Source organism: Nocardia sp. NPDC005366 (assembly GCF_040606855.1).
Classification (GTDB): Bacteria; Actinomycetota; Actinomycetes; order Mycobacteriales; family Mycobacteriaceae; genus Nocardia.
In genome coordinates this window covers 54746-74617 of record NZ_JBEXFQ010000012.1, presented here as the reverse complement: position 1 = coordinate 74617, position 19872 = coordinate 54746, and the positions used below count along the sequence as shown (strand labels likewise).

Here is a 19872-nt window from a genome sequence, read left to right as displayed (position 1 = left end):
TCCGACATACCCGAATCGGCGCCGACATCCGAACTGGTCAGAGACCCGATTCCTTGGTGCAGACCAGGATCGCGCCGCATTCCGGACAACGGACGACCACATCGGGCGCGGTTTTGGCGATGCGCGCGATCTCACCGCGATCGAGTTCGATCCGGCACGCCCCGCAACGCCTGGCCTGTAGCAGCGCCGCACCGGCCCCGTGCTGGACGCGCTGACGGTCGTAGATGGTCAGCAGTTCGGCCGGGAAACGCTGGATCAGTTCCGCCCGATCTTTATCGCATCGCCGCTGCGCCACCTCCAGGTCGGCCAGGGCCTCGTCCCGCAGATGCTGCGCGTCGGTCAACTCCTCCTCGGTCTTGCTGAGCCGAGCGCCCGCGTGATCGTGATCGGAGGCCGACGCCTCGCGGCGCTCCATCACCTCGAGCAGTTCGTCCTCCAGCACCGAACGCCGCCGCTCCAGACTGCCCAGTTCGTGCTGGATCTCGGTGAGCTGTTTGGCGTTCACCGATCCCGCGCTCAGCATGCCGCGGTCGCGGTCCTCGCGCTTGCGCACCGCGTCGACTTCCCCCTCCAGCTTCTTGATGTCGCGATCGAGATCGTCCAGCTGGATCTGCACCGCCACTGCGGCGTCCTTGTGCGCATTGCGCTCCGCCTCCAGTCGCGCCACCTCCTGCTGCTCGGGCAGCACGGTCCGGCGATGCGCGATCCGCGTCAGCTCGGCGTCGACGGCGGCGAGCTCGAGCAGCTTGGCCTGGATCGGAGGTTCGACATTCAACGCGGGAAAACTCCTGAACGTTTATCGGATGGATGGGAGGTACCCGAACCGCCGCGGGGACGTCGAATACCAGTGCTCAACCGTACCCCGGCAGTGGTGCGATCGGACGCGAGGCCACTGGCGTGCCCGCTCGGGGATGTCGAACCTCCGGCGGTCCCGGCGCGCAACCGTGCTGAGCCGCGCAGTCCGGACATGGTCGCCCGGGGATGGCACCGACGCGGGCGAGCGACCCGCGTCGGCCGACAGGATCGGTCCGCGAGGAGATCTACGACCCGGCCGCGCGCGTCTTGATGGCGTCGCGGGAGATGTAGACGTCGTACTCACCGGGTGTCGCGATGACCGCGTTGCCGTACGCGGAGCGGACGAAAGGTTCGGTGTACCACTTGCCTTCGCGCATATCGGCGAAGAAATCCTTGTCGTCACCGTTGACGAAGATCTGGTTCTGGGTGGTCGCGTTACCGTCGAGGCGCTGACCGTAGAGACGGCTGACCTCGTATCCGGAGTGGAAACCGAGCGCGTTCACCCACGGTTCCAATTCGACGATATTGGCTTGCAGCACCCACAGATCACCTTGGACCTGGTACTTCTCCTTGCGCTCCGAATGGTTGTCGTCACCGTAGAGCGTGAGTTCGACCTCCAGCTGATGATCCTGCCCGGCAACCTCTTTCACCACCACGTGGGCGGCCTTGATCTCTCCGCTCAATCCGAGATAGGTCTGCATGAGAGTGGCTATCCAGAGCAGGCCCGCCGCGACGACGAGTAGGACGAATCCACCCGCGCCCCGCCCGAGCAGCACACGCGGCCCCACCTTGCGCACCATTACCAACGCCGAAATCAACAGCGCAATCGCGATCAGGATGAGCAGAATCAGGCCGATCTGCACGAACCCGAAGTCCACCGGGTAGTTCATGCGGTAGTTGTACCCGGTCCGAGGGATTCGATTCGGGTGAACGTCGCGACACACCGGCAACACGCGCAAATCGGACAGCGGCGAGTGTCTGGAAGTCACCATCGGCACGGCCACGCTCGGCGTCCCGTTGTGCTTCACTCCGTGCCGGTCACCGTCCACGGGTCGGTACGCAGGTTCGAAACATGTGTTTCCACGGCGGGTATGGCGCGCCGGACGATATCGGCGGCCTGGGCGCACCACGGGAATTCGGTCGCCCAGTGGGCGGCATCGACCAGTGCGGGACCGCCCGCGCGCAGATGCTCGTCGGCCGGGTGGTGGCGCAGGTCGGAGGTGACGTAGGCGTCGACGCCGAGCCGTGCGACCTTCCCCAGATAGGAGTCGCCGGCGCCGCCGCAGACAGCGACGTGCTCGATCATCCGATCCGGATCACCCGCCGCGCGGACCCCCCACACGGTCTTCGGCAACGCGGCGCGCACACGGGCGGTGAAGGCGCGCAACGTTTCCGGCTCCGGCAGCACCCCGACCCTGCCGATGCCGACCCCGGAGGGGAACGACGCCTGCTCGGTGACGTGATAGGCGGGCTCCTCGTAGGGATGGGCGGCGCGCAGGGCGGCCAGCACGGCCGTGCGTGCCGCGGGCGGCGCGATGACCTCTATCCGGTCCTCCTCGACGAGCTGGAGTTCACCGATCGCGCCGATGGCGGGGGTCGCGCCCGGCATGGGGCGGAACTGGCCGATGCTCGGCACCCGTACCGCACAGTCGCGGTAGTGGCCGGTACCGCCGGCACCCCCGGCGAACAGTGCCGTCAACACCGCCTCGGCATGGGTGCGCGGCACCTGCACCACCCAACTGTCAACGGCGGCGGTGGGTTTCGGGTCGAGCACACCGGTGACGGTGAGCCCGAGCGTATTCGCGAGCGCGTCGGAGACGCCGGGATCGGCGGAGTCGGCATTGGTGTGCGCCGAGAACAGCGCGCAGCCCTCCCGGATCAGCCGATGCAGCAGTGCGCCTTTCGGCGTGTCGGCCGCCACCGTGTCCACGCCGCGCAGCAGCAGCGGATGGTGCACGACCAGCGCCTGCGCGCGCTGATCGATCGCCGCGTCGACCACCTCCGCCGTGGCGTCGACGGCGAAGAGGACCCGGGTCACCTCGTCGGCGGGGTCACCACATACCAATCCGACCGAATCCCACGACTGCGCCAAATTCGGCGGATAGGCCGCGTCCAACACCCCGATGAGTTCCGCCAGCGTCGTCACCATCCGCCTCTCCTTGATCTGTGCTCACGCCTGTCGATATGTACAACCCGACTGTTCGATCGCCGCGACCAAACGATCCACCTCGGCCGCGCCGCGCACCGCGACCCGCAGGTGGTTCGGGCCGAGCCCGGGGAACGTATCGGCGCGCCGGACCGCGACACCCAGATCCGCGAGGTGTTTGCGCAGCAGTTCGCCGTCCGGCACCCGCAGCAGCAGGAAGGGGGCGTCGGCGGGGGTGTGCACGGACACGCCGAGGGCGGTCAGGCGCTGGACCATGGCGTCGCGTTCGTCGGCGATCACGGCCGCGCGTCGCTGCTCCCACGCGACGGCGGCGGGTTCGGCGGTCGCGGTGATCGCCTCCAGTTGCAGTGTGCCGAGCGGCCAGTGCGGGCGGCCTCGGCCGAGCCGGGCCAGTAGATCGGGCGCACCGAGGAAATATCCGCAGCGCAGACCCGCGAGAGCCCAGGTCTTGGTGAGACTGCGCAGAACGAGCACATCCGGTGTCGCGACACCCGCGAGCGATTGCGGCTCACCGACCACGGCATCGGCGAAGGCTTCGTCCACCACCACGATGCGGCCGGGGCGGCGCAGCGCGCGGATGGTGTCCGCGGCGTGCAGAACCGAGGTCGGATTGGTCGGATTGCCGAGGACCACCATGTCGGCGTCCTCCGGTACGGCGGCCGGGTCCAGGGTGTAGGGCGGTTCGAGGAGCACCCGCGTCACCGGTATGCCCGCCTCGCGCAACGCCAACTCCGGCTCGGTGAACGACGGATGGATCACCGCGGCCAGCCTCGGCGCGAGCCGGGGCAGCATCGCGAACCCCTCGGCCGCACCGGCCAGCGGCAATACCTCCCCGGGGTCGCGACCGTGCCTGGCCGCGACGGCCGAGCGCGCGGCCAGGTCGGCGGCGGCGCTCGGATAACGACCGAGATCGGTCAGACAGGCCGCGAGGCGGTCACGCAGCCATGGCGGCGGAGCGCTGCCCTGCACGTTCACCGCGAAATCGAGCATGCCCGGGCGCGCGTCCACATCGCCGTGGTGGCGCAGTTTCGCGTGATCGACCGTGTCGGAGGGCACGATCTCACACCCTACGTGGCGGCGTCGTGGCGTCACCGGCCAGAATGGTTGTCGTGGGTGAGCTGCATATATCGTTCGTCTGTACCGGCAACATCTGCCGTTCGCCGATGGCGGAGAAGATATTCGCGCACCATCTCGACGAGGCAGGTCTCGCCGACCGGGTGCGCGTGAGCAGTGCGGGTACCAGCGGCTGGCATGTCGGCGACGAGGCCGACCCTCGCACCACCGCGGCACTGCGCAGACGCGGCTACCCGATCGGGCACGCGGCGGCGGCGCTCGGCCCCGAGCACCGCGGCGCCGACCTGCTGATCGCCCTCGACCGCGGCCACGAACGCGCACTGGCCGAGGTCGGTGTGCCCTCCGATCGCCGCAGGCTTCTGCGCAGTTTCGATCCGGACGCCGACGGGGCCGACGTCCCCGACCCGTACTACGGCGACACCTCGGATTTCGAGATCGTCCGCGAGCAGATCGAAGCCGCCATGCCCGGCCTGATGGAGTGGACCTACGCCGCGTTGGGCGAAGCGGTACCCGGCGGATCCCGCTGATGCGCAGGATCACCTTCCTACTGCGGCCGAGCTGGCTCATCCTCGGCGTGCTGGTCGTCGCGTTCGCCTACCTGTGTTTCACGGTGCTCGCGCCGTGGCAGCTCGGCAAGAACACCTCGACCTCGCATCGCAATCAACTGATCGCGGATTCGGTGCGGGCCGACCCGGTCGACATCACCACCATGCTCGACGACACCGCCGGCGGCATCGAATGGCGACGTGTCACCGCGACCGGCAGCTATCTGCCGAATTCGACCGCGCTGGTCCGGCTGCGACACCTCGACGGCGCGCCCGGTTACTCGGTGCTGGCGGCCTTCGCGTTATCCGACGGGCGGATCCTGCTCATCGATCGCGGACTGATCGCAGGCGTCGACGGCACATCGCGTCCACCACTGATCCCGGATCCGCCCGCCGGACCGCAGCGGCTCGAGGGACGCGTCCGCATGTCCGAAGGTGTCACGCCGGGTAAGGATCCGTTGAACGAAGACGGTTTCCGGCAGGTCTACTCGATCGACACCACCCAGGCGACGAGTGTTCTCGGGGTGCCGCTCACCGCGATCCCCACCGGGGACCGGGGCGGTTACCTCCAGCTGTCGGAGAACCAGCCGGGCGCTTTCTCCCCCACACCGCTGCCCCAACTCGATGCGGGCCCCTACCTGTCGTACGGGCTGCAATGGCTGGCGTTCGGCATCATGGCGCCGCTCGGACTGGGCTACTTCGTGTACGCGGAAATCCGCGAACGCCGCAGGGACAAGGCCGCCGCCGGGCCGACCGCCACCGAACCGCTCGAACCCGCGTCCGGCCCCGCTCGGGAGACACCGCGGGATCGTCTGGCCGACCGCTACGGTCACACCCGATCCTGACATCGGCCACCGAACCGCTCGAACCCGCGTCCGGCCCGGCTCGGCTCCACAGACACCGCGGGATCGTTCGCCGACCCGCCACGGTCCCGGCCTCGCCTCAGCGCCGTCCCGCGGCGAGCGCCCACCCGGCGGCCAACAGCACCGCCGCCGCCTGCACCGCTTCGGACATGCGCACGGCGCGACGCAGATCCGGGACGGTGGGCGCGGGTCCGTCACCGAGAATCGGACGCGATTCGACGCCGTGGCGGTACCGGGTGAGTCCGCCGAGTCGGATTCCGAGCGCACCCGCCATCGACGCCTCGACCACACCGGCGTTCGGGCTGGGGTGACGGGCCGCGTCACGTCGCCACGCGGCGAGCGAGTCGGCGCGACGGCCGCCTGCCACCGGGGCGAGGGCCGCGGTGAGCAAGCCGGTGACCCGCGCGGGCAGCAGGTTCGCCACATCGTCTGTCCGCGCGGCGGCCCAGCCGAAGCGGTGATAACGCGCGTCGCGGTAGCCGATCATCGCGTCGAGGGTGTTGATCGCGCGGTAACCGAGCAGTCCGGGCACCCCGGCCACCGCACCCCACAGCAGCGGCGCCACCGTCGCGTCGGAGGTGTTCTCGGCGATGGATTCGAGCGCGGCGCGCGCCAACCCGTCCGCGTCGAGTACCTCGGGGTCACGTCCGCACAGCGACGGCAGCAATGCCCGCGCCCCCGCCAGATCGCCGGATTCCAGCCGATCGGCCATCTCGTGTCCCGTCCCCGCGAGACTGTGTCCGCCGAGCACGGTCCAGGTGGCCGATGCCGTCGCCGCGACCCCGCCGCGCCGCAGCAGCAGCCCGATGCCGAGCACGCTCCCGACCGCCACGATCTCGTGCACCACCCCGGCCGCGCGTCCGTCGGCGTAGGTCCGCCGCTCCAGAGCCTGTGCCGCCGTGCCGAATCCGGCGACCGGATGCCAGCGGCGCGGATCACCGAACACGCGATCGAGCGCGAAACCGAGTACCAACCCGGCCGCTCTCGACATCCCCTTCTGCATCCGGCGAGGGTATCCGCCCGGCGCGTCACCGCCGGTCGGGGGTACGACCGGATGCGCCTCGACCTGTTCGCGGTCGCGGGGCGGGAATGAATTCGCCAGGCGCACTGTAGAACTAGCACATGAGACTCGACGACGACGCGCGCACACTCATCGGCGCGGGGGCCGATGCCACGCTGGTGACGCTCAACCCGAACGGCAGCCCACAGGTCAGTGTGGTGTGGGTGGCACTGCAATCGACGCCGGAAGGCGACGAACTCGTCACCGCGCACCTCGGCGAGTACCAGAAGGTGCGCAATATCCGCAGGGACGGCCGGGTCGCGGTGACCATCCTGTCCCGCGAGGGCGGCGAGATCATGCGCCCTTACCTCGCGATCACCGGCACGGCCCGCATCGTCGAGGGCGGTGCGCCGGAATTGCTCGCCGAACTCGCGAAAACCCTCGCCTCCCCCGACGTGGGCTTCCCGCCCGACAACGCTCCGCCCGGTTTCCTCACCCGCATTCGCGTCGACAAAGTGGGCGGCATCGGTCCCTGGGCGTCCTGACCACGCGACACCCCGATCACGCCGACGCACGGTGATCGGGTCGCGACCGCGCGATGTCACACTCGGTAAGCCCGCATCGTCACCCTGGTGACCACATCCGACAAAGATCCGCCCAGCCAGGGGCGGGCGTGACCGAAACGGTGGGTGCCAGTGATCGACAAACCGGCCGAACCTCTCGACGCCGCCGAATTGGCTCGGCGTTTCGAGGAGCATCGCCCGTATCTGCGCAGACTCGCCTACAGCACGCTCGGCAGTCTCACCGATGCCGACGACGTGGTGCAGGAGGCGTGGTTGCGGCTGCAACGCCAGCACGCGGCGGGCAAGGCCGACGAGATCGACAACCTGCGCGCCTGGCTGAGTACCGTCACCGGCAGGCTCGCCCTGGACTATCTCGGTTCGGCGCGGGCCCGCCGCGAGCAGTACGTCGGCGAGTGGCTGCCCGAACCGGAGGTCACCACCTGGGACGATCCGGCCGATCGGCTGGCCCAGGACGAGCGGGTCACCACCGCGCTGCTCGTCGTCCTCGAATCGCTCTCACCCGCCGAGCGCACCGCCTTCGTGCTACAGGATGTGTTCGGCATGAGCGGTCCCGAAGTCGCCGAAGTGGTGGGGCGGACACCGGCGGCGGTGCGGCAGTTGGCCTCCCGCGCGCGCAAGCGGGTCGAGGACGGTACCCCGCGTTTCCCCGCCTCGGCCGATGAGCAGGAGAAAGTGGTGTCGGCGTTCGCGCTCGCGTGGCGTTCCGGTGACCTGAGCGCACTGCTCGGCGTGCTGGACACCAACGTCAGCCTCACCGCCGACGGCGGCGGCAAGGTGCCCGCCATCCGGAAACCGGTGCACGGAGCCGAACTCATCGCCAAGATGCTGCTCGGCTGGTACCACGCTCCTTCCGCGAAGGGCGGGTGGGGCCGCGCGGTGCTGGTCAACGGCAATCCCGGCCTCGTCGTTTTCGACGGCACGCACGTCGGCGTCTTCGATTTCACCGTCGACGCGGGCCGCATCGTCGCCATCAACGTCATCCGCAACCCGGACAAACTGCGCGATCTCCCGACCGGCGGTGTCCCGGACTGGTACTTGGGGCCGGACGCCGAGTGATCGACCGGGCATCCGGATATGCCGTCTACCCGACCGATCCCATCCTCGGCGACGTCGAATAGCCATGTGCAGCGGCCACTTCCGCCGACAGCAAGCGCCCTTCTTCGGCCAGCACGCCCGTCGTCAGCTCCGGACGCGCCACGCGCGCCTGCCGCAGGCCGCCGTCGGCGATGGCGAGGACGTAGGGCATGGTGGCATTCGTGAGCGCGACAGTCGAGGTGTGCGGTACCGCGCCGGGCATATTGGCGACGCAGTAGTACAGCGAATTACCCACGCGGAAGGTGGGATTCGCATGCGTGGTCGGGCGCGAACCTTCGAAGCACCCGCCCTGATCGATCGCGATGTCGACCAGTACCGAACCGGGGCGCATGCGGGCGACGAGTTCTTCGGAGACCAATTTCGGGGCCCGCGCGCCGGGCACGAGCACCGAGCCGATCACGAGGTCCGCGCCGAGCACCGCCTGCTCGACCTCGACCGCGTTCGACGCCACCGTGGTCAGCCGACCGCGGAAGCGGGCGTCGAGTGCGCGCAGGCGGGACAGGTTGGTGTCGAGGACGGTCACCCGCGCACCCATCCCCACCGCCACGGTCGCGGCATCGGTTCCGGCGACACCGCCGCCGAGCACGACCACGTCGGCGGGACGAACCCCGGGTACGCCGCCGAGCAGCACCCCGGCGCCGCCGAGCGGCGCCATCAGGTGGTACGCCCCCACCTGGGTGCCGAGCTTCCCGGCGACCTCGCTCATCGGCGCGAGAAGCGGCAGCGAGCCGTCCGCCGCGCGGACGGTTTCGTAGGCGATCGCCGTTATTCCGGAGCGCAGGATCGCCTCGGTGCATTCGTGTGACGCCGCCAGATGCAGGTAGGTGAACAGCACCTGCCCCGGCCGCAGGCGCGGATACTCGGGCGCTATCGGCTCCTTCACCTTCAGTATCAGATCCGCCGTCCGCCATACCTGCTCGGCCGTGGGCGCGAGCCGCGCGCCCGCCGCGAGGTAGTCGCCGTCGCCGAACCCCGACCCGGCTCCCGCCCCCGCCTCGACCAGCACCTCGTGCCCGTGTCTGGTCAGTTCCCCTGCACCGGCGGGTGTGAGCGCGACCCGGAACTCCTGCTCCTTGATCTCACGCGGAACTCCGATCTTCATAGGGCCATCGTGGCCCACGTCGGGGGTGTTCGCCATGACGGCGCGCGCGATGGTCTTCCGGCCTGCGCGGACACTTCCCGATGATCCTGCGCGAAACCGTCGATCGAGGCGAAGAATTGTCCGCGCGGACCGGTCAGATCGCCATCGCCTCCCCCGCCCGCGGAATCCGCAGCCGCCCGCCACGGCCCGCGTAGTCGAACACCCGCGCCAGATAGTCGAGCGTCTCGCTGAAATGTGCCCATCCTTCGGCGTGCACCGGCACGATCACCGCGTCGCCGAGCAGTTCGGCGGCCCGCAGCGCGGTGCGCGCGTTCAGCGTGCCGTCGCTGTCGCCGAAGATTCCGACATTGGCCGCGCCGACATTCAGGATCGCGATATCGATGCGGCCGACGCGGCCGACGATCTCGCCCACCAGATCCGCCGACGCGTTGTCGCCCGAGATATAGATCGTCGGCTGATCGGCGGCCTCGAGCACGAATCCGGTGACGACGCCGCTGATCGGTTCGCACCCCGGCGGCCCGTGCAGCGCGGGCACCCCGGTCACCCGCACCTCACCGATCACGAGGGTCTCCCAATTCTCCAATGCCCGAACGCCGTGCATTCGCCCGGCGGCTTCGGAGGTAGACAGCACGGTTTCCACACCCGTCAGGAAGGCACGACCGGCGATGTCGAGATTGTCCGCATGCTGATCGTGCGACAGCAGTACGACGTCGACCGCGCCGACCTGTTCCGGTCCGAGTGCGGGCCCGCTGAGCTTGTGCAAGGTGACGGGTCCGGGGTAGTCGCCGGGCGCGTCGAAGGTGGGATCGGTGAGCCAGGTGAGTCCGGCGTAGCGCAGGCGCAGGGTGGGGCCGCCGATGTGGAGGGCTTCGACTGTGGTGTGGGTGATCGTGTCGGTCATGACGTCGATGGTGCGCGGAGACGAACGCCATTTACAGTGGCCCGCAAGCCACTCACCGCTAAGATCGGGCCATGCACACCGTGGCGGTTCTGGCCTTCGACGACATCAGCCCGTTCCACCTCTCGGTGCCCACCCTGGTCTTCGGCCGCGTCGGAGCCGGAGGCGCCGCACCGTATGCGGTGCGAGTATGCGCGGAACGGCCCGGAACTCTGCGCACCCCGGCGGGTTTCGATATCACGGTCGAACACGGACTGGAGGCGTTCGAGACCGCCGACACCGTGGTGATCCCCAGTTGGCTTTCCGGCGAGGGCGTCTCCGCCGAACTGTGCGCGGCACTGCGCGCCGCGCACACCCGCGGCGCACGAATAGTCGGCCTGTGCCTCGGCGCCTGGGCGGTCGCGGCGAGCGGCCTCGTCGACGGACGTGAGATCACCACCCACTGGGCGGCGGCCCCCGATCTGGCCCTGGCCTATCCGGCCGTCCTGGTGCGCGCCGACACGCTGTGGTCGGATCTCGGCGACGTCGTCACCTCGGCGGGAGTGGCCGCGGCACTGGATTGCTGTCTGCATCTGGTCCGGTCGGATCTCGGCAGTCGCGCGGCGACCGAATTGGCCCGCGCCCTGGTCACCGCACCGCATCGCAGCGGTTCCCAGGCCCAGTACATTCCGGTCGCCGTCCCCGACGACGCGGACGACGACGCGATCGAGCGTGCGATGGTATGGGCTCGGACCCATCTCGGCGATCCGGTCGACTTGGACAGTTGGTCACGGATCGCCCTCATGTCACGGCGCACCTTCACCCGCCGGTTCCGCGAACGCACCGGAAGCAGCCCGCAGCAGTGGCTGCTGCACCAGCGCACCGACCGCGCCCGCCTCCTGCTCGAATCCACCGACGAGACGGTGGACCATATCGCGGCGGCCACCGGATTCACGACCGCGGTCAGTCTTCGTCATCATTTCCACCGCATCCTCGGCACCAGTCCGGCCGCGCACCGGGCGCAGTTCCGCACCCCGGATCGACGCTGTCTCCGGTCGGCTAAGTTGCCCCCATGAGGATTGAGTTCGGCGGCGTCGCCCCGGAGATCGATGACAGTTCCTGGATCGCGCCCAACGCCACGGTGATCGGACGGGTGAAACTGGGCGGCGAGGTCAGCGTCTGGTACGGCGCCGTGCTGCGCGGGGATCTCGAGGACATCATCGTCGGAACCAAGACCAATATCCAGGACGGTTGCGTGCTGCACGCCGACCCGGGTTTCCCGTTGACCGTCGGTTCGGGAGTTTCGGTGGGACATAACGCGATTCTGCACGGCTGCACGGTCGGCGACGACGTGCTGATCGGCATGGGCGCGACCGTGCTCAACGGCGCGGTGATCGGCGAGGGCAGCCTGATCGCGGCCAATGCGCTGATTCCCGAGGGCGCGCAGATTCCGCCGGGTTCGCTCGTGGCCGGCGTGCCGGGCAAGGTGCGCCGGGAATTGAGCGAGGCCGAACGCGACGGCATCCGCCTCAACAGCGCCGTGTACCTGCACAATATGGCCGGTCACCGGGACGCGAAGATTGTGTGAGACATCGCACACTGTTCAAATGACCAGGACGAACCGCTGATAACATTTTGATTGCGGGCCCGGCGTCCCGGGGGCTCTGGCCGAGACGTTGTCCAGCTGTTTCATCGAGGGGTTACCCCGGTGGCAAGCGGCGTGGCGCGCAGGCTAGGAGGTATCACGGTGTCGTATGGGGATACGAATATGCACCGGCCGAAGGGGCGGATCAGTGTCGCGGATATCGCGGCGCAACCGGGCGGCATCGAGGCGCTACAGCGCCGGGTCCACGAACTGCGCTCGAGTGGCGTCGATTTCGCGGCCAACGCGATCGAACAGGAAATGGCCGACCTGGATCTCCCCCACCCGTAGCCGCTTCGCGGTGAACGCCGGACAGGGCGGTCGACACAGTGAGATGCTTGTTGCGCGTTCCACTCAGGGTTCGGCGAATCCCGTGGCCACGGCAACGCCTGCCGGTGGAATAATGAACGGCCCACCCCACACTGTCGGCGCGCCGATTGACTGGAGACTCGATGCCCCCCGTCCCGCCCATGCTCCAGCGGATCCTGGACAAGCCCGTCAAAGACGGTGAGAAGCTCCTGGAGAGCGCACTGTCGGCATTCCTGGATTTCGGCATCAAGCGCACCAGCATGGGCGAGATCGCCCGGCGCGCCGGAATCAGCCCGGCCACCCTGTACCGCCGATTCGAATCAAAGAACGACTTGGTCGAGGCGGTCAGCGTCCGGGAGGCGCAACGCTTCGTCGCCGATATCGACAGGCGGGCGCAGACCGTCGAAGGCACCGAGGATCAACTGGTGGAGATCTTCGTCGCCTTCATCGGCGCGATCGCGGGCAACGAACTGCTGCGCCGCCTGCTGCGGACCGAACCCGATCTGATCCTGCCGAGGCTCACCACCGAAGGCGGTCCGATCCTCGCCGTAGGCCGCACCTATCTGGCGGGGAAGTTGCGCGAATTGCGCGCTGGCGACAACGATTTCGACGCCGACCTGGTCGCGGAGATCATGGCCCGCCTCGCGCTGTCGCTCGCCCTCACCCCCGACGGCCTGATCCCGCTAGGCGACGCCGAGGCCGGGCGCGAATTCGCCCGTCGCACGCTGCTGCCCATGGTCGGGGTCAGGGCCACGGCCTGAGGCCACACCGAACGCCGCCGCGACCAGGTCGTCGAGGATCGCCTGCCCCTCCTCGTCGATCGGGCGTCCGTGGACGAATTCCCCGACCAGACCGACGATCTCGACCGCCGAGGCAGACCCCGGATCGGGCAGCGGCAGCCGGGACACATACTGGGTGATCCATCGTCGCCTGCCCGCGTAGAGGCGGTTTCCGCACACCGCGTCGTAGAAACGCAATCCCAGCGCGGAATTCGCCACGCCCATCAGCAGATAGGCCAGATGGTCCCCGCTTCCGAGATCGTCCAGCGAAATCCAGTAGCAATCCCCGTTCACCACGGCTCCCGAACGGTCGAGCGCGAACCGGGGGCGCTCGCTGATATCGGGGAACACCAGCTTCGGCACCCGCCACAGATGCGGACGCTGCGGCACCCAGATCTCGAACCAGTTCCGGCCGCTGTCGACCACATATCTGCGGGCCGTCAGCGTCTGCTCGTGCGATCGGAGATAGGCGGCGGCGCCGGGGAATTCGCTCAGATCGACCGGGGTCCGTCGCGACACGCCCGTGTCGTACGGATACAACACCCGGGTGTCGCGCGCGCGAACGATCCGCCACGGCGCGAGATCGTGGTGGGTGATCAGGTCGAACAACAATTCGGGTTCGGGAGGCGGCTCGATCTCGTGCCATCGGTCGGAGATGAAAACCCGATCGGCGGTTGTCTTGATTCCCACCCGTATGCGCGCGACCTCGCCGAAACTGCGCCAGGTGCGATCGGCGATTCCCGCCAGCCACGCGTCGATGCCGGGGCGCGACATCCGCCACGTGCTGTCGGCGCCCCGCGCCGGGGCGGCCCGCTCATCGGCCCACAGCGTGCCCACCTCCACGGCGAAGGTGCGCCCATTGTGGGCGACGCTGCCGCCGGTATCGCGGGTCAACGCCTCGAAAAGACCGTGGACCGAATCGGCCTCCGATTCGGGCACTTCGTAGGCCGAAACGAAGCGGCAGTCCGCGCGCGTCTCGGTGCGGGTGGCGATGGTGATCGCGGGCAGCACGGCGGCTTCGAATAATTTGGTGTCGCCCAGATCGTAGAGTTCCACCGGCGCGAGTTCCGTGCACAGGACCGCGCGAATATTGGCGCCCGCCCTGGTGGTGATGAATCTGTTGGCGCACAGCAGGCCGAGTACACCGCCCGGACGCAGCAGTCGCGGCGCGACGGCCACGAACGGGTGGGTCAGATCGATACGGCCTCGCAGCCCGAATCTTTCGGCCAGCGACCGTGCGGCGACGGTACCCAACTGCTGGGTGCGCACATACGGCGGATTGGTGATGATCGCGTCGAAACTATTGTCCGCCAGCCATTCCGACTCGGACAGGAAATCCCCCATATGCCATTCGACCTCGACGTGCGCCGCCCCGGCCCGGCCTCGCGCCACCGCGAGCGCGGTCTCGTCGAGATCGAAGCCGATCAGTTCCACGGCGACACCCGGCAGCCGAGCGGCGATCTCACGGTGCAGCGAGAGCAGCAGTTCCCCGTCGCCGCACGCCGGATCCAGTACCCGCAGCGTCCCTGGCAGGCCGGGCTTCGGCATATGCGCGAGCAGGCGCCGCGCGAGGAACTGCGCGAGCGCGGGCGGCGTGTAGTGCCTGCCGTGCCGCTTACGCGCGTCACGGGCGTCGGAACCCATGCGTCGGATTCTGCCAGCAGGCCCCGTCGATGACTCGATTTTGCCGTGTCACGCGAGGATGCGATGACATGGCGGTCCCCTCGAAGCCGTCGCCGCCTCGACCGGCGTGACGATTCTGCCCTTTTCCCGCCGTTCGAGGTTCCGAAACAAGACCGCCGATGCTAGCGTTCAGTCTCGAAATAAGACCAAATCAGAGAGGGGTGGGCGGATGAGCCCGACCGGCGCGCGAACCGAGGAATACGAGGCATTGAGCCGGATTCTCGGCGCGCGATATACCTGCCGACAGTTCACGGCCGACCCGGTGCCCCGCGAGACCATCGAGGCGTTGCTGCGCCTGGCCCAGCGCACACCCTCGTGGTGCAACACCCAACCCTGGCAGCTGGTGATCACCGAGGGCGCAGGCACCGATCGGTTCCGCAAGGAACTGCTCGACCACGTCGCCGGTGCGATACCCGAACCGGATTTCCCGTTCCCCGCGCACTACACGGGCGTGTACCGGGATCGCCGACGCGAATGCGGACTGCAACTCTACGACAGCGTCGGCATCGCCAAGGGTGACAACGCGGGCACCATGCGTCAGGCCGTGCGCAATTTCGAACTGTTCGACGCACCCCACGTCGCCATCGTCACCAGCGAAGCCGATCTCGGGGTCTACGGCGCCGTCGACTGCGGTCTCTACATCGGCAATTTCCTCCTCGCCGCCCAGAGCCTCGGCCTCGGCGCAGCGCCCCAGGCCGCCCTGGCCTCCTATTCCCCGTTCCTGCGCACCTACTTCGACATACCCGACCACCGCCGGGTCGTGGCCGCTATCTCCTTCGGCTACCCCGACATCGACCATCCGGTGAACGGATTCCGCACCGCCAGGGCCGAGGTCGACCAGGTCGCGAGCTGGCACACGAACTGAGGAATCCGCCGGGCCCGCCCGCAACCGGCCGAGCCCGCCTCGACGCGGCCCCACGCGTCGGTCCCAGCGCTCTGCCCTCCGCCGCGTTAGGGTGAGCGCAGGTCGGGGGCGATTGCGCAGCTCCGGCGTCGACCGCGCGACCCAGGAGGAGCTCAATGCGTCCCATCGGTGCTGTGTCGGCGATCATCGCGGTGGCCGTCCTCACCCTCGGCCTGTCCGGCTGCGACGACGCCGAGGACGACCCGCTCGGCGCGACGCCGACGGCCACCGCCGCGGCGACGACCGCGACCACGACCGGCGCGACGCCGACACTGCCCGCGCGGACGCCCCGGACGCCGCCGCCCGTCGTGGAGCCGATCGAGATTTCCTGTGGCACAGCACAGTTCGGCCTGACGGTGTCCGCCGTCACCACCAGGGGCGATGCCGCGTGTCCGGCCGCCGTCGCGGTCACCGACATCTACGCCGCCCGGTCCCAGGCATGGGGCGACGATGTCGTGATCACCGTCGCCGTCGGCACCGGGGTGTGGGACTGCCGGGAACCCCCCGCCGCCGCGATTCCGTTCCAGGAGTGCGTCAATCAGGACAATCCGGCCGAGAAGATCCGCATGGGTTCGTAATCGGCGTTCAGCCCGCCGCGCGTCCAGACGCGGTGCCTTCGCCGGTCAATCCGGGCCCGAGTTCAGGGGCGATATCGCGCGCGGTCAATCCGCTTCCGCAGGAATCGCATTCGAGTTTCACATGCGCTTCACCGGAGCATCCGCGATGACGGTATTCGACGGGTGGACCGTCGGGCGCCATATAGGTATCGCCCCAATCCCGGATCGCCATCAGAATCGGATAGATATCGTGGCCCTTGGGGGTCAGTCGGTATTCCTCGTGCGCGCCGACCTCCGCCTTCTGCTTCACGAGGATGCCGTGCTCGATCAACCTGTCCAGCCGATCCTGTAATCGGCTACGGGAAATGCCGAGCGCACTCTGGAAGGAATTGAAACGGCGAATGCCCGCGAACGAGTGCTTCAGGATCACCAGTGTCCACCGGTCACCCAGAATCACCAGTGGCCGCGTGATCGAACACGGCTCCTCGGCAAGCTCCTCGTAACGCACTCCCCGATGCTACCCAGCGGCGACGCCCCCGCTCCCGTTATCGCGTCGTAGCGCGGGTGCGCCACGTCCGGGGTGCACCGTGCGCGAGGTTCGCGTCGGCGTGCGCGCGGCGCGGGACGAAAACGGGCCCCGGGAAATCCCGGGGCCCGTTCGCCGAAACTCACATCACAGCGGAATGTTCTTGTGATGGCTCTTGCGCGACGGCGCGGCGGCCAGCGCGGCGGCGATCGCACTACGGGTCTTGGCCGGCTCGATGACCTGGTCGACGACCCCGATCGCGATGGCGCGCTCGACGCCGCCCGCGATCTTCTCGTGCTCGACCGTGAGACGTTCGTGCAGCGCCTCACGCTCGTCCTCCGGCGCGGCGGCGAGTGCCTTCTTGTGCAGGATGCCGACCGCGGCCTTGGCGCCCATCACGGCGACCTCGGAACCCGGCCACGCGTACACGGCGGTCGCACCCAGCGAACGGGCGTTCATCGCGATGTAGGCGCCACCGTAGATCTTGCGGGTGACCAGCGTGACCCGCGGAACCCTGGCCTCGGCGAAGGCGTGCAGCAACTTCGCGCCGCGGCGCACCACGCCCTCCCATTCCTGACCGACACCGGGCAGGTAACCGGGAACGTCGGTGATGACGATCAGCGGAATGCCGAACGCGTCGCACAGGCGCACGAAACGTGCTGCCTTCTCGGCGCTTTCGGAATTGAGGCAGCCACCGAGACGCAGCGGGTTGTTCGCCAGCACGCCGACGGTGCGACCGCCGAGGCGACCGAGGCCGGTCACCATGCTGCGCGCGTAACCGCCCTGCAGTTCCTCGAAGGAGGACTCGCCGTTGATGTTGTCGAGCAACTCGTGCACCAGCGGCTTCACGTCGTAGGCACGCTTGGCCGACTCCGGCAGCAGCGCCTTCAGGTCGACGTCGCCGTGCTCGGCCGCGAGCAGATCGAATTCGCCCTGCTCGGCGAACATCGACACCAGTTTGCGGGCACGGTGCATGGCATCGGACTCGCTGTCGGCGACGATATGCGTGACGCCCGACTTCTTACCGTGGGTCACCGGACCACCGAGGGTGGCCATGTCGACCTGCTCACCCGTGACGCTGCGCACCACATCGGGACCGGTCACGAAGACCCGGCCCTCGGGGGCCATGATCACGATATCGGTCAGCGCGGGGCCGTAGGCCGCGCCACCGGCCGCGAAACCGAGCACCACCGAAAGCTGCGGGACCAGGCCGGACGCGCGCACCATGGCCTCGAAGACCAGGCCGACGGCGTGCAGGGCTTCGACGCCCTCCGCCAGCCGGGCGCCGCCGGAATGCCAGATGCCGACCACGGGAACGCCGGAGTCGATGGCGGTATCGATGGCGTCGACGATGTGCTTGCAGCCGTCCACGCCCATCGCGCCGCCCATGACGGTGGCGTCGGAGCAGTAGGCGACGGTGCGGACACCGTCCACCTCGCCGATCGCGGCGAGGACTCCGGACTTGTTACGCGGGTGTAGCGGAAGAATGGTTCCGGGATCGAAGAATCGCTGGAGCCTGCCCAGCGGGTCACGCGGGTCCAGCGCAGTCTCTTGTTGAAACGCGGGAGCAATAATCGTCATCGCGTTCTCTCCTCAATCAAATGTGCCGCAAAACGCGGCTGCGTATGTCGAACCACCGGCGGGGTCGAATTCCGACCCCGCCGGGGATCGTTGTGCAGTCGATCGTGCGGCTATGCGCGACCGAAGGCGAGCGCCACATTGTGCCCACCGAAACCGAAGGAATTGTTGATCGCGTACTCGATTTCCTGGCGACGGGCTTCGCCGTGCACCACATCGAGATCGATCTCCGGATCCTGGTTCTCCAGGTTCAGCGTCGGCGGGACGATGCCGTCCCGGATGCTGAGCACAGTGAGCACGGACTCCAGGGCGCCAACGGCACCGATCGAGTGGCCCAGTGCCGACTTCGGCGCATATACCGAGGCATGGTTGCCGACGGCCTTGGTGATCGCGTTCGCCTCGGCGGTGTCGCCGACCGGCGTCGCGGTCGCGTGCGCATTGATATGCGTGATGTCCTTGGCGGTCAGACCCGCCGTCTGCAGTGCGCGCTTCATGGCGCGCGCGGCACCGTCACCCGTGGGGTCGGGGGCGACGAGGTGGTACCCGTCCGAGGTGATGCCCGCACCGAGCAGCCGGGCGTGGATCGTCGCACCGCGGGCCTTGGCGTGCTCCTCGGTCTCGAGGACCATGAGGGCGCCCGCCTCGCCGAAGACGAATCCGTCGCGATCCTTGTCGAATGGACGCGAGGCGCCCTTCGGATCGTCGTTACGGGTGCTCATGGCACGCATCATGCTGAATGCCGCGATCGGCACGGCGTCGATGTAGCCCTCGACACCACCGGCGACGACCATGTCGGCATCGCCCATGACGATCATCCGCCATGCGTTGGCGATGGCCTCGGAGCCGGACGAGCATGCCGAGACCGGAGTGACCACTCCTGCCCTGGCCTTCAATTCGAGACCGACCACGGCCGAAGGGCCGTTCGGCATGACCATCTGAACAGCCAGAGGCGAAATCTTGCGATAGCCACCGTTCTTCAGCTTGTCGACCGAGTCGATGAGGGCGTCACCGCCACCGATCCCGGTACCGATGGCAACACCCAGCCGCTCGGGATCGACTTCCGGGCTGCCCGCGTTGCGCCAGACTTCGCGACCGAGAACGGTCGCGAGCTGCTCCACGTAGGCCATGCGCCGACATTCGACCCGGGTGAGCAGGGTGTCCGGTCGGACCTTCAGGTGTCCGCCGATGCGGACAGGAAGGTCGTATTCCTCGACGAAGGAATCCTCGAGAACGTCGATACCGCTCTCGCCGTTGAGGAGTCCCTTCCACGTCGCATCGACGTCACCCGCGATCGACGTGGTCGCCGCCAGGCTAGTTACGACGACGTTGGGGAAATTCCCGTTCAAGGTGGAAGGAGTGGTCACTGTTTCGGCCCTACTCGGAGTCGAACTTGGCCTTGAGCTCCGCGGCGGCTTCGCTGTTCTCCGCCTCGAGCTTCTGGATGTAGCTGACAGCGTCGCCGACCGTCTTCAAGCTGGCCAGATCCTCGTCCGGGATCTTCACGCCGTACTTGTCCTCGGTCTGCACCGCGATCTCGACCATGGACAACGAGTCGATGTCCAGGTCATCGACGAAGGACTTCTCGATGGTCACCTCGGAGGGTTCGATACCCGTTACCTCTTCGATGATCTTGCCGAGTTCCTCGACGATTTGTTCCTGGGTCAGAGCGGCCACGTTGTGGCTCCCTTCTTGTTTCTTTGTAGGGCTCTTGTGTTTATTTCGGATCGAACCAGCGGTTGGTTACCGCCGATTCATCACGACTGTGCGAATTTCTCCGCACCGTCGCGGAGGA

At 68.1% G+C, this 19872-nt stretch carries 22 protein-coding genes; 10 read left to right on the top strand and 12 right to left on the bottom strand.

From position 1 onward, the window contains the following. Window positions 1-37 precede the first annotated feature (37 nt). The 4 genes from ABZS43_RS16190 to cobC form a co-directional block, all read right to left on the bottom strand. Window positions 38-775 carry a C4-type zinc ribbon domain-containing protein gene (locus tag ABZS43_RS16190; RefSeq protein ID WP_355036675.1) on the bottom strand — a complete coding sequence of 246 codons (738 nt, stop codon included), beginning with the start codon at window positions 773-775 and terminating at the stop codon, window positions 38-40. A gap of 265 nt (window positions 776-1040) precedes the next feature. Next, on the bottom strand, window positions 1041-1685 hold the full coding sequence (locus tag ABZS43_RS16185; protein WP_355036674.1) for a hypothetical protein: 645 nt from the start codon (window positions 1683-1685) through the stop codon (window positions 1041-1043). Between the two features lie 134 nt (window positions 1686-1819). Next, a complete protein-coding gene (locus ABZS43_RS16180; RefSeq protein ID WP_355036673.1) occupies window positions 1820-2944 on the bottom strand; it encodes a Nif3-like dinuclear metal center hexameric protein in 1125 nt (374 codons plus the stop codon). Window positions 2945-2965: 21 nt separating this feature from the next. Further along, window positions 2966-4018: an Rv2231c family pyridoxal phosphate-dependent protein CobC gene (gene cobC / locus ABZS43_RS16175; RefSeq protein WP_355036672.1), complete on the bottom strand. Its 1053-nt coding sequence runs from the start codon at window positions 4016-4018 to the stop codon at window positions 2966-2968. A 44-nt stretch (window positions 4019-4062) separates the two neighbouring features. On the opposite strand from cobC, the gene ABZS43_RS16170 reads away from it, so the two are divergent. After that, window positions 4063-4563 (top strand): low molecular weight protein-tyrosine-phosphatase, encoded by a 501-nt coding sequence (locus ABZS43_RS16170; protein WP_355036787.1) that lies wholly within the window; start codon window positions 4063-4065, stop codon window positions 4561-4563. Beyond that, window positions 4563-5426 (top strand): SURF1 family protein, encoded by an 864-nt coding sequence (locus tag ABZS43_RS16165; protein ID WP_355036671.1) that lies wholly within the window; start codon window positions 4563-4565, stop codon window positions 5424-5426. Before ABZS43_RS16170 ends, ABZS43_RS16165 begins: the two co-directional genes overlap by 1 nt. A 97-nt stretch (window positions 5427-5523) precedes the next feature. On the opposite strand, the gene ABZS43_RS16160 is transcribed toward ABZS43_RS16165, so the two are convergent. Next, window positions 5524-6435 carry a cobalamin biosynthesis protein gene (locus ABZS43_RS16160; RefSeq protein ID WP_355036670.1) on the bottom strand — a complete coding sequence of 304 codons (912 nt, stop codon included), beginning with the start codon at window positions 6433-6435 and terminating at the stop codon, window positions 5524-5526. A gap of 131 nt (window positions 6436-6566) precedes the next feature. On the opposite strand from ABZS43_RS16160, the gene ABZS43_RS16155 reads away from it, so the two are divergent. Then, window positions 6567-6989, top strand: coding sequence for a TIGR03618 family F420-dependent PPOX class oxidoreductase (locus ABZS43_RS16155; RefSeq protein WP_355036669.1), 423 nt, complete (start codon window positions 6567-6569; stop codon window positions 6987-6989). A gap of 153 nt (window positions 6990-7142) precedes the next feature. Continuing rightward, a complete protein-coding gene (gene sigJ, locus ABZS43_RS16150; protein ID WP_355036786.1) occupies window positions 7143-8084 on the top strand; it encodes an RNA polymerase sigma factor SigJ in 942 nt (313 codons plus the stop codon). A gap of 25 nt (window positions 8085-8109) precedes the next feature. Here sigJ and ald read toward each other — a convergent pair whose 3' ends face one another. Beyond that, a complete protein-coding gene (ald, locus tag ABZS43_RS16145; RefSeq protein ID WP_355036668.1) occupies window positions 8110-9225 on the bottom strand; it encodes an alanine dehydrogenase in 1116 nt (371 codons plus the stop codon). A gap of 133 nt (window positions 9226-9358) precedes the next feature. Then, a complete protein-coding gene (locus tag ABZS43_RS16140) occupies window positions 9359-10126 on the bottom strand; it encodes an MBL fold metallo-hydrolase (protein WP_355036667.1) in 768 nt (255 codons plus the stop codon). A 71-nt stretch (window positions 10127-10197) separates the two neighbouring features. Here ABZS43_RS16140 and ABZS43_RS16135 point away from each other — a divergent pair, with 71 nt between their 5' ends. From ABZS43_RS16135 to ABZS43_RS16120, 4 genes are all read left to right on the top strand, one after another. Further along, window positions 10198-11178: a helix-turn-helix domain-containing protein gene (locus tag ABZS43_RS16135; RefSeq protein WP_355036666.1), complete on the top strand. Its 981-nt coding sequence runs from the start codon at window positions 10198-10200 to the stop codon at window positions 11176-11178. Next, on the top strand, window positions 11175-11690 hold the full coding sequence (locus tag ABZS43_RS16130; RefSeq protein ID WP_355036665.1) for a gamma carbonic anhydrase family protein: 516 nt from the start codon (window positions 11175-11177) through the stop codon (window positions 11688-11690). Before ABZS43_RS16135 ends, ABZS43_RS16130 begins: the two co-directional genes overlap by 4 nt. 159 nt (window positions 11691-11849) lie before the next feature. Continuing rightward, entirely contained in the window at window positions 11850-12035 is a 186-nt protein-coding gene (locus ABZS43_RS16125) for a hypothetical protein (protein WP_355036664.1), read from the top strand. Between the two features lie 161 nt (window positions 12036-12196). Beyond that, entirely contained in the window at window positions 12197-12814 is a 618-nt protein-coding gene (locus ABZS43_RS16120; protein ID WP_355036663.1) for a TetR family transcriptional regulator, read from the top strand. Here the strand turns inward: ABZS43_RS16120 and ABZS43_RS16115 are convergent. After that, on the bottom strand, window positions 12737-14476 hold the full coding sequence (locus tag ABZS43_RS16115; protein ID WP_355036662.1) for an N-6 DNA methylase: 1740 nt from the start codon (window positions 14474-14476) through the stop codon (window positions 12737-12739). The two genes, ABZS43_RS16120 and ABZS43_RS16115, sit on opposite strands and share 78 nt — an antisense overlap. 208 nt (window positions 14477-14684) lie before the next feature. Here ABZS43_RS16115 and ABZS43_RS16110 point away from each other — a divergent pair, with 208 nt between their 5' ends. Next, window positions 14685-15380, top strand: a complete 696-nt coding sequence (locus ABZS43_RS16110; RefSeq protein ID WP_355036661.1) for a nitroreductase — start codon at window positions 14685-14687, stop codon at window positions 15378-15380. 155 nt (window positions 15381-15535) lie between these two features. After that, entirely contained in the window at window positions 15536-15997 is a 462-nt protein-coding gene (locus ABZS43_RS16105) for a hypothetical protein (RefSeq protein WP_355036660.1), read from the top strand. 7 nt (window positions 15998-16004) lie between these two features. On the opposite strand, the gene ABZS43_RS16100 is transcribed toward ABZS43_RS16105, so the two are convergent. The 4 genes from ABZS43_RS16100 to acpM all read right to left on the bottom strand — a co-directional run bounded on the left by ABZS43_RS16100 (window position 16005) and on the right by acpM (window position 19754). Then, a complete protein-coding gene (locus ABZS43_RS16100) occupies window positions 16005-16484 on the bottom strand; it encodes a helix-turn-helix domain-containing protein (protein ID WP_355036659.1) in 480 nt (159 codons plus the stop codon). Between the two features lie 165 nt (window positions 16485-16649). Continuing rightward, on the bottom strand, window positions 16650-18083 hold the full coding sequence (locus ABZS43_RS16095) for a carboxyl transferase domain-containing protein (protein WP_355036658.1): 1434 nt from the start codon (window positions 18081-18083) through the stop codon (window positions 16650-16652). Window positions 18084-18193: 110 nt separating this feature from the next. After that, window positions 18194-19444: a KasA/KasB family beta-ketoacyl-ACP synthase gene (locus tag ABZS43_RS16090; protein WP_355036657.1), complete on the bottom strand. Its 1251-nt coding sequence runs from the start codon at window positions 19442-19444 to the stop codon at window positions 18194-18196. 10 nt (window positions 19445-19454) lie between these two features. Next, window positions 19455-19754 carry a meromycolate extension acyl carrier protein AcpM gene (gene acpM / locus ABZS43_RS16085; RefSeq protein WP_355036656.1) on the bottom strand — a complete coding sequence of 100 codons (300 nt, stop codon included), beginning with the start codon at window positions 19752-19754 and terminating at the stop codon, window positions 19455-19457. Window positions 19755-19872 lie beyond the last annotated feature (118 nt).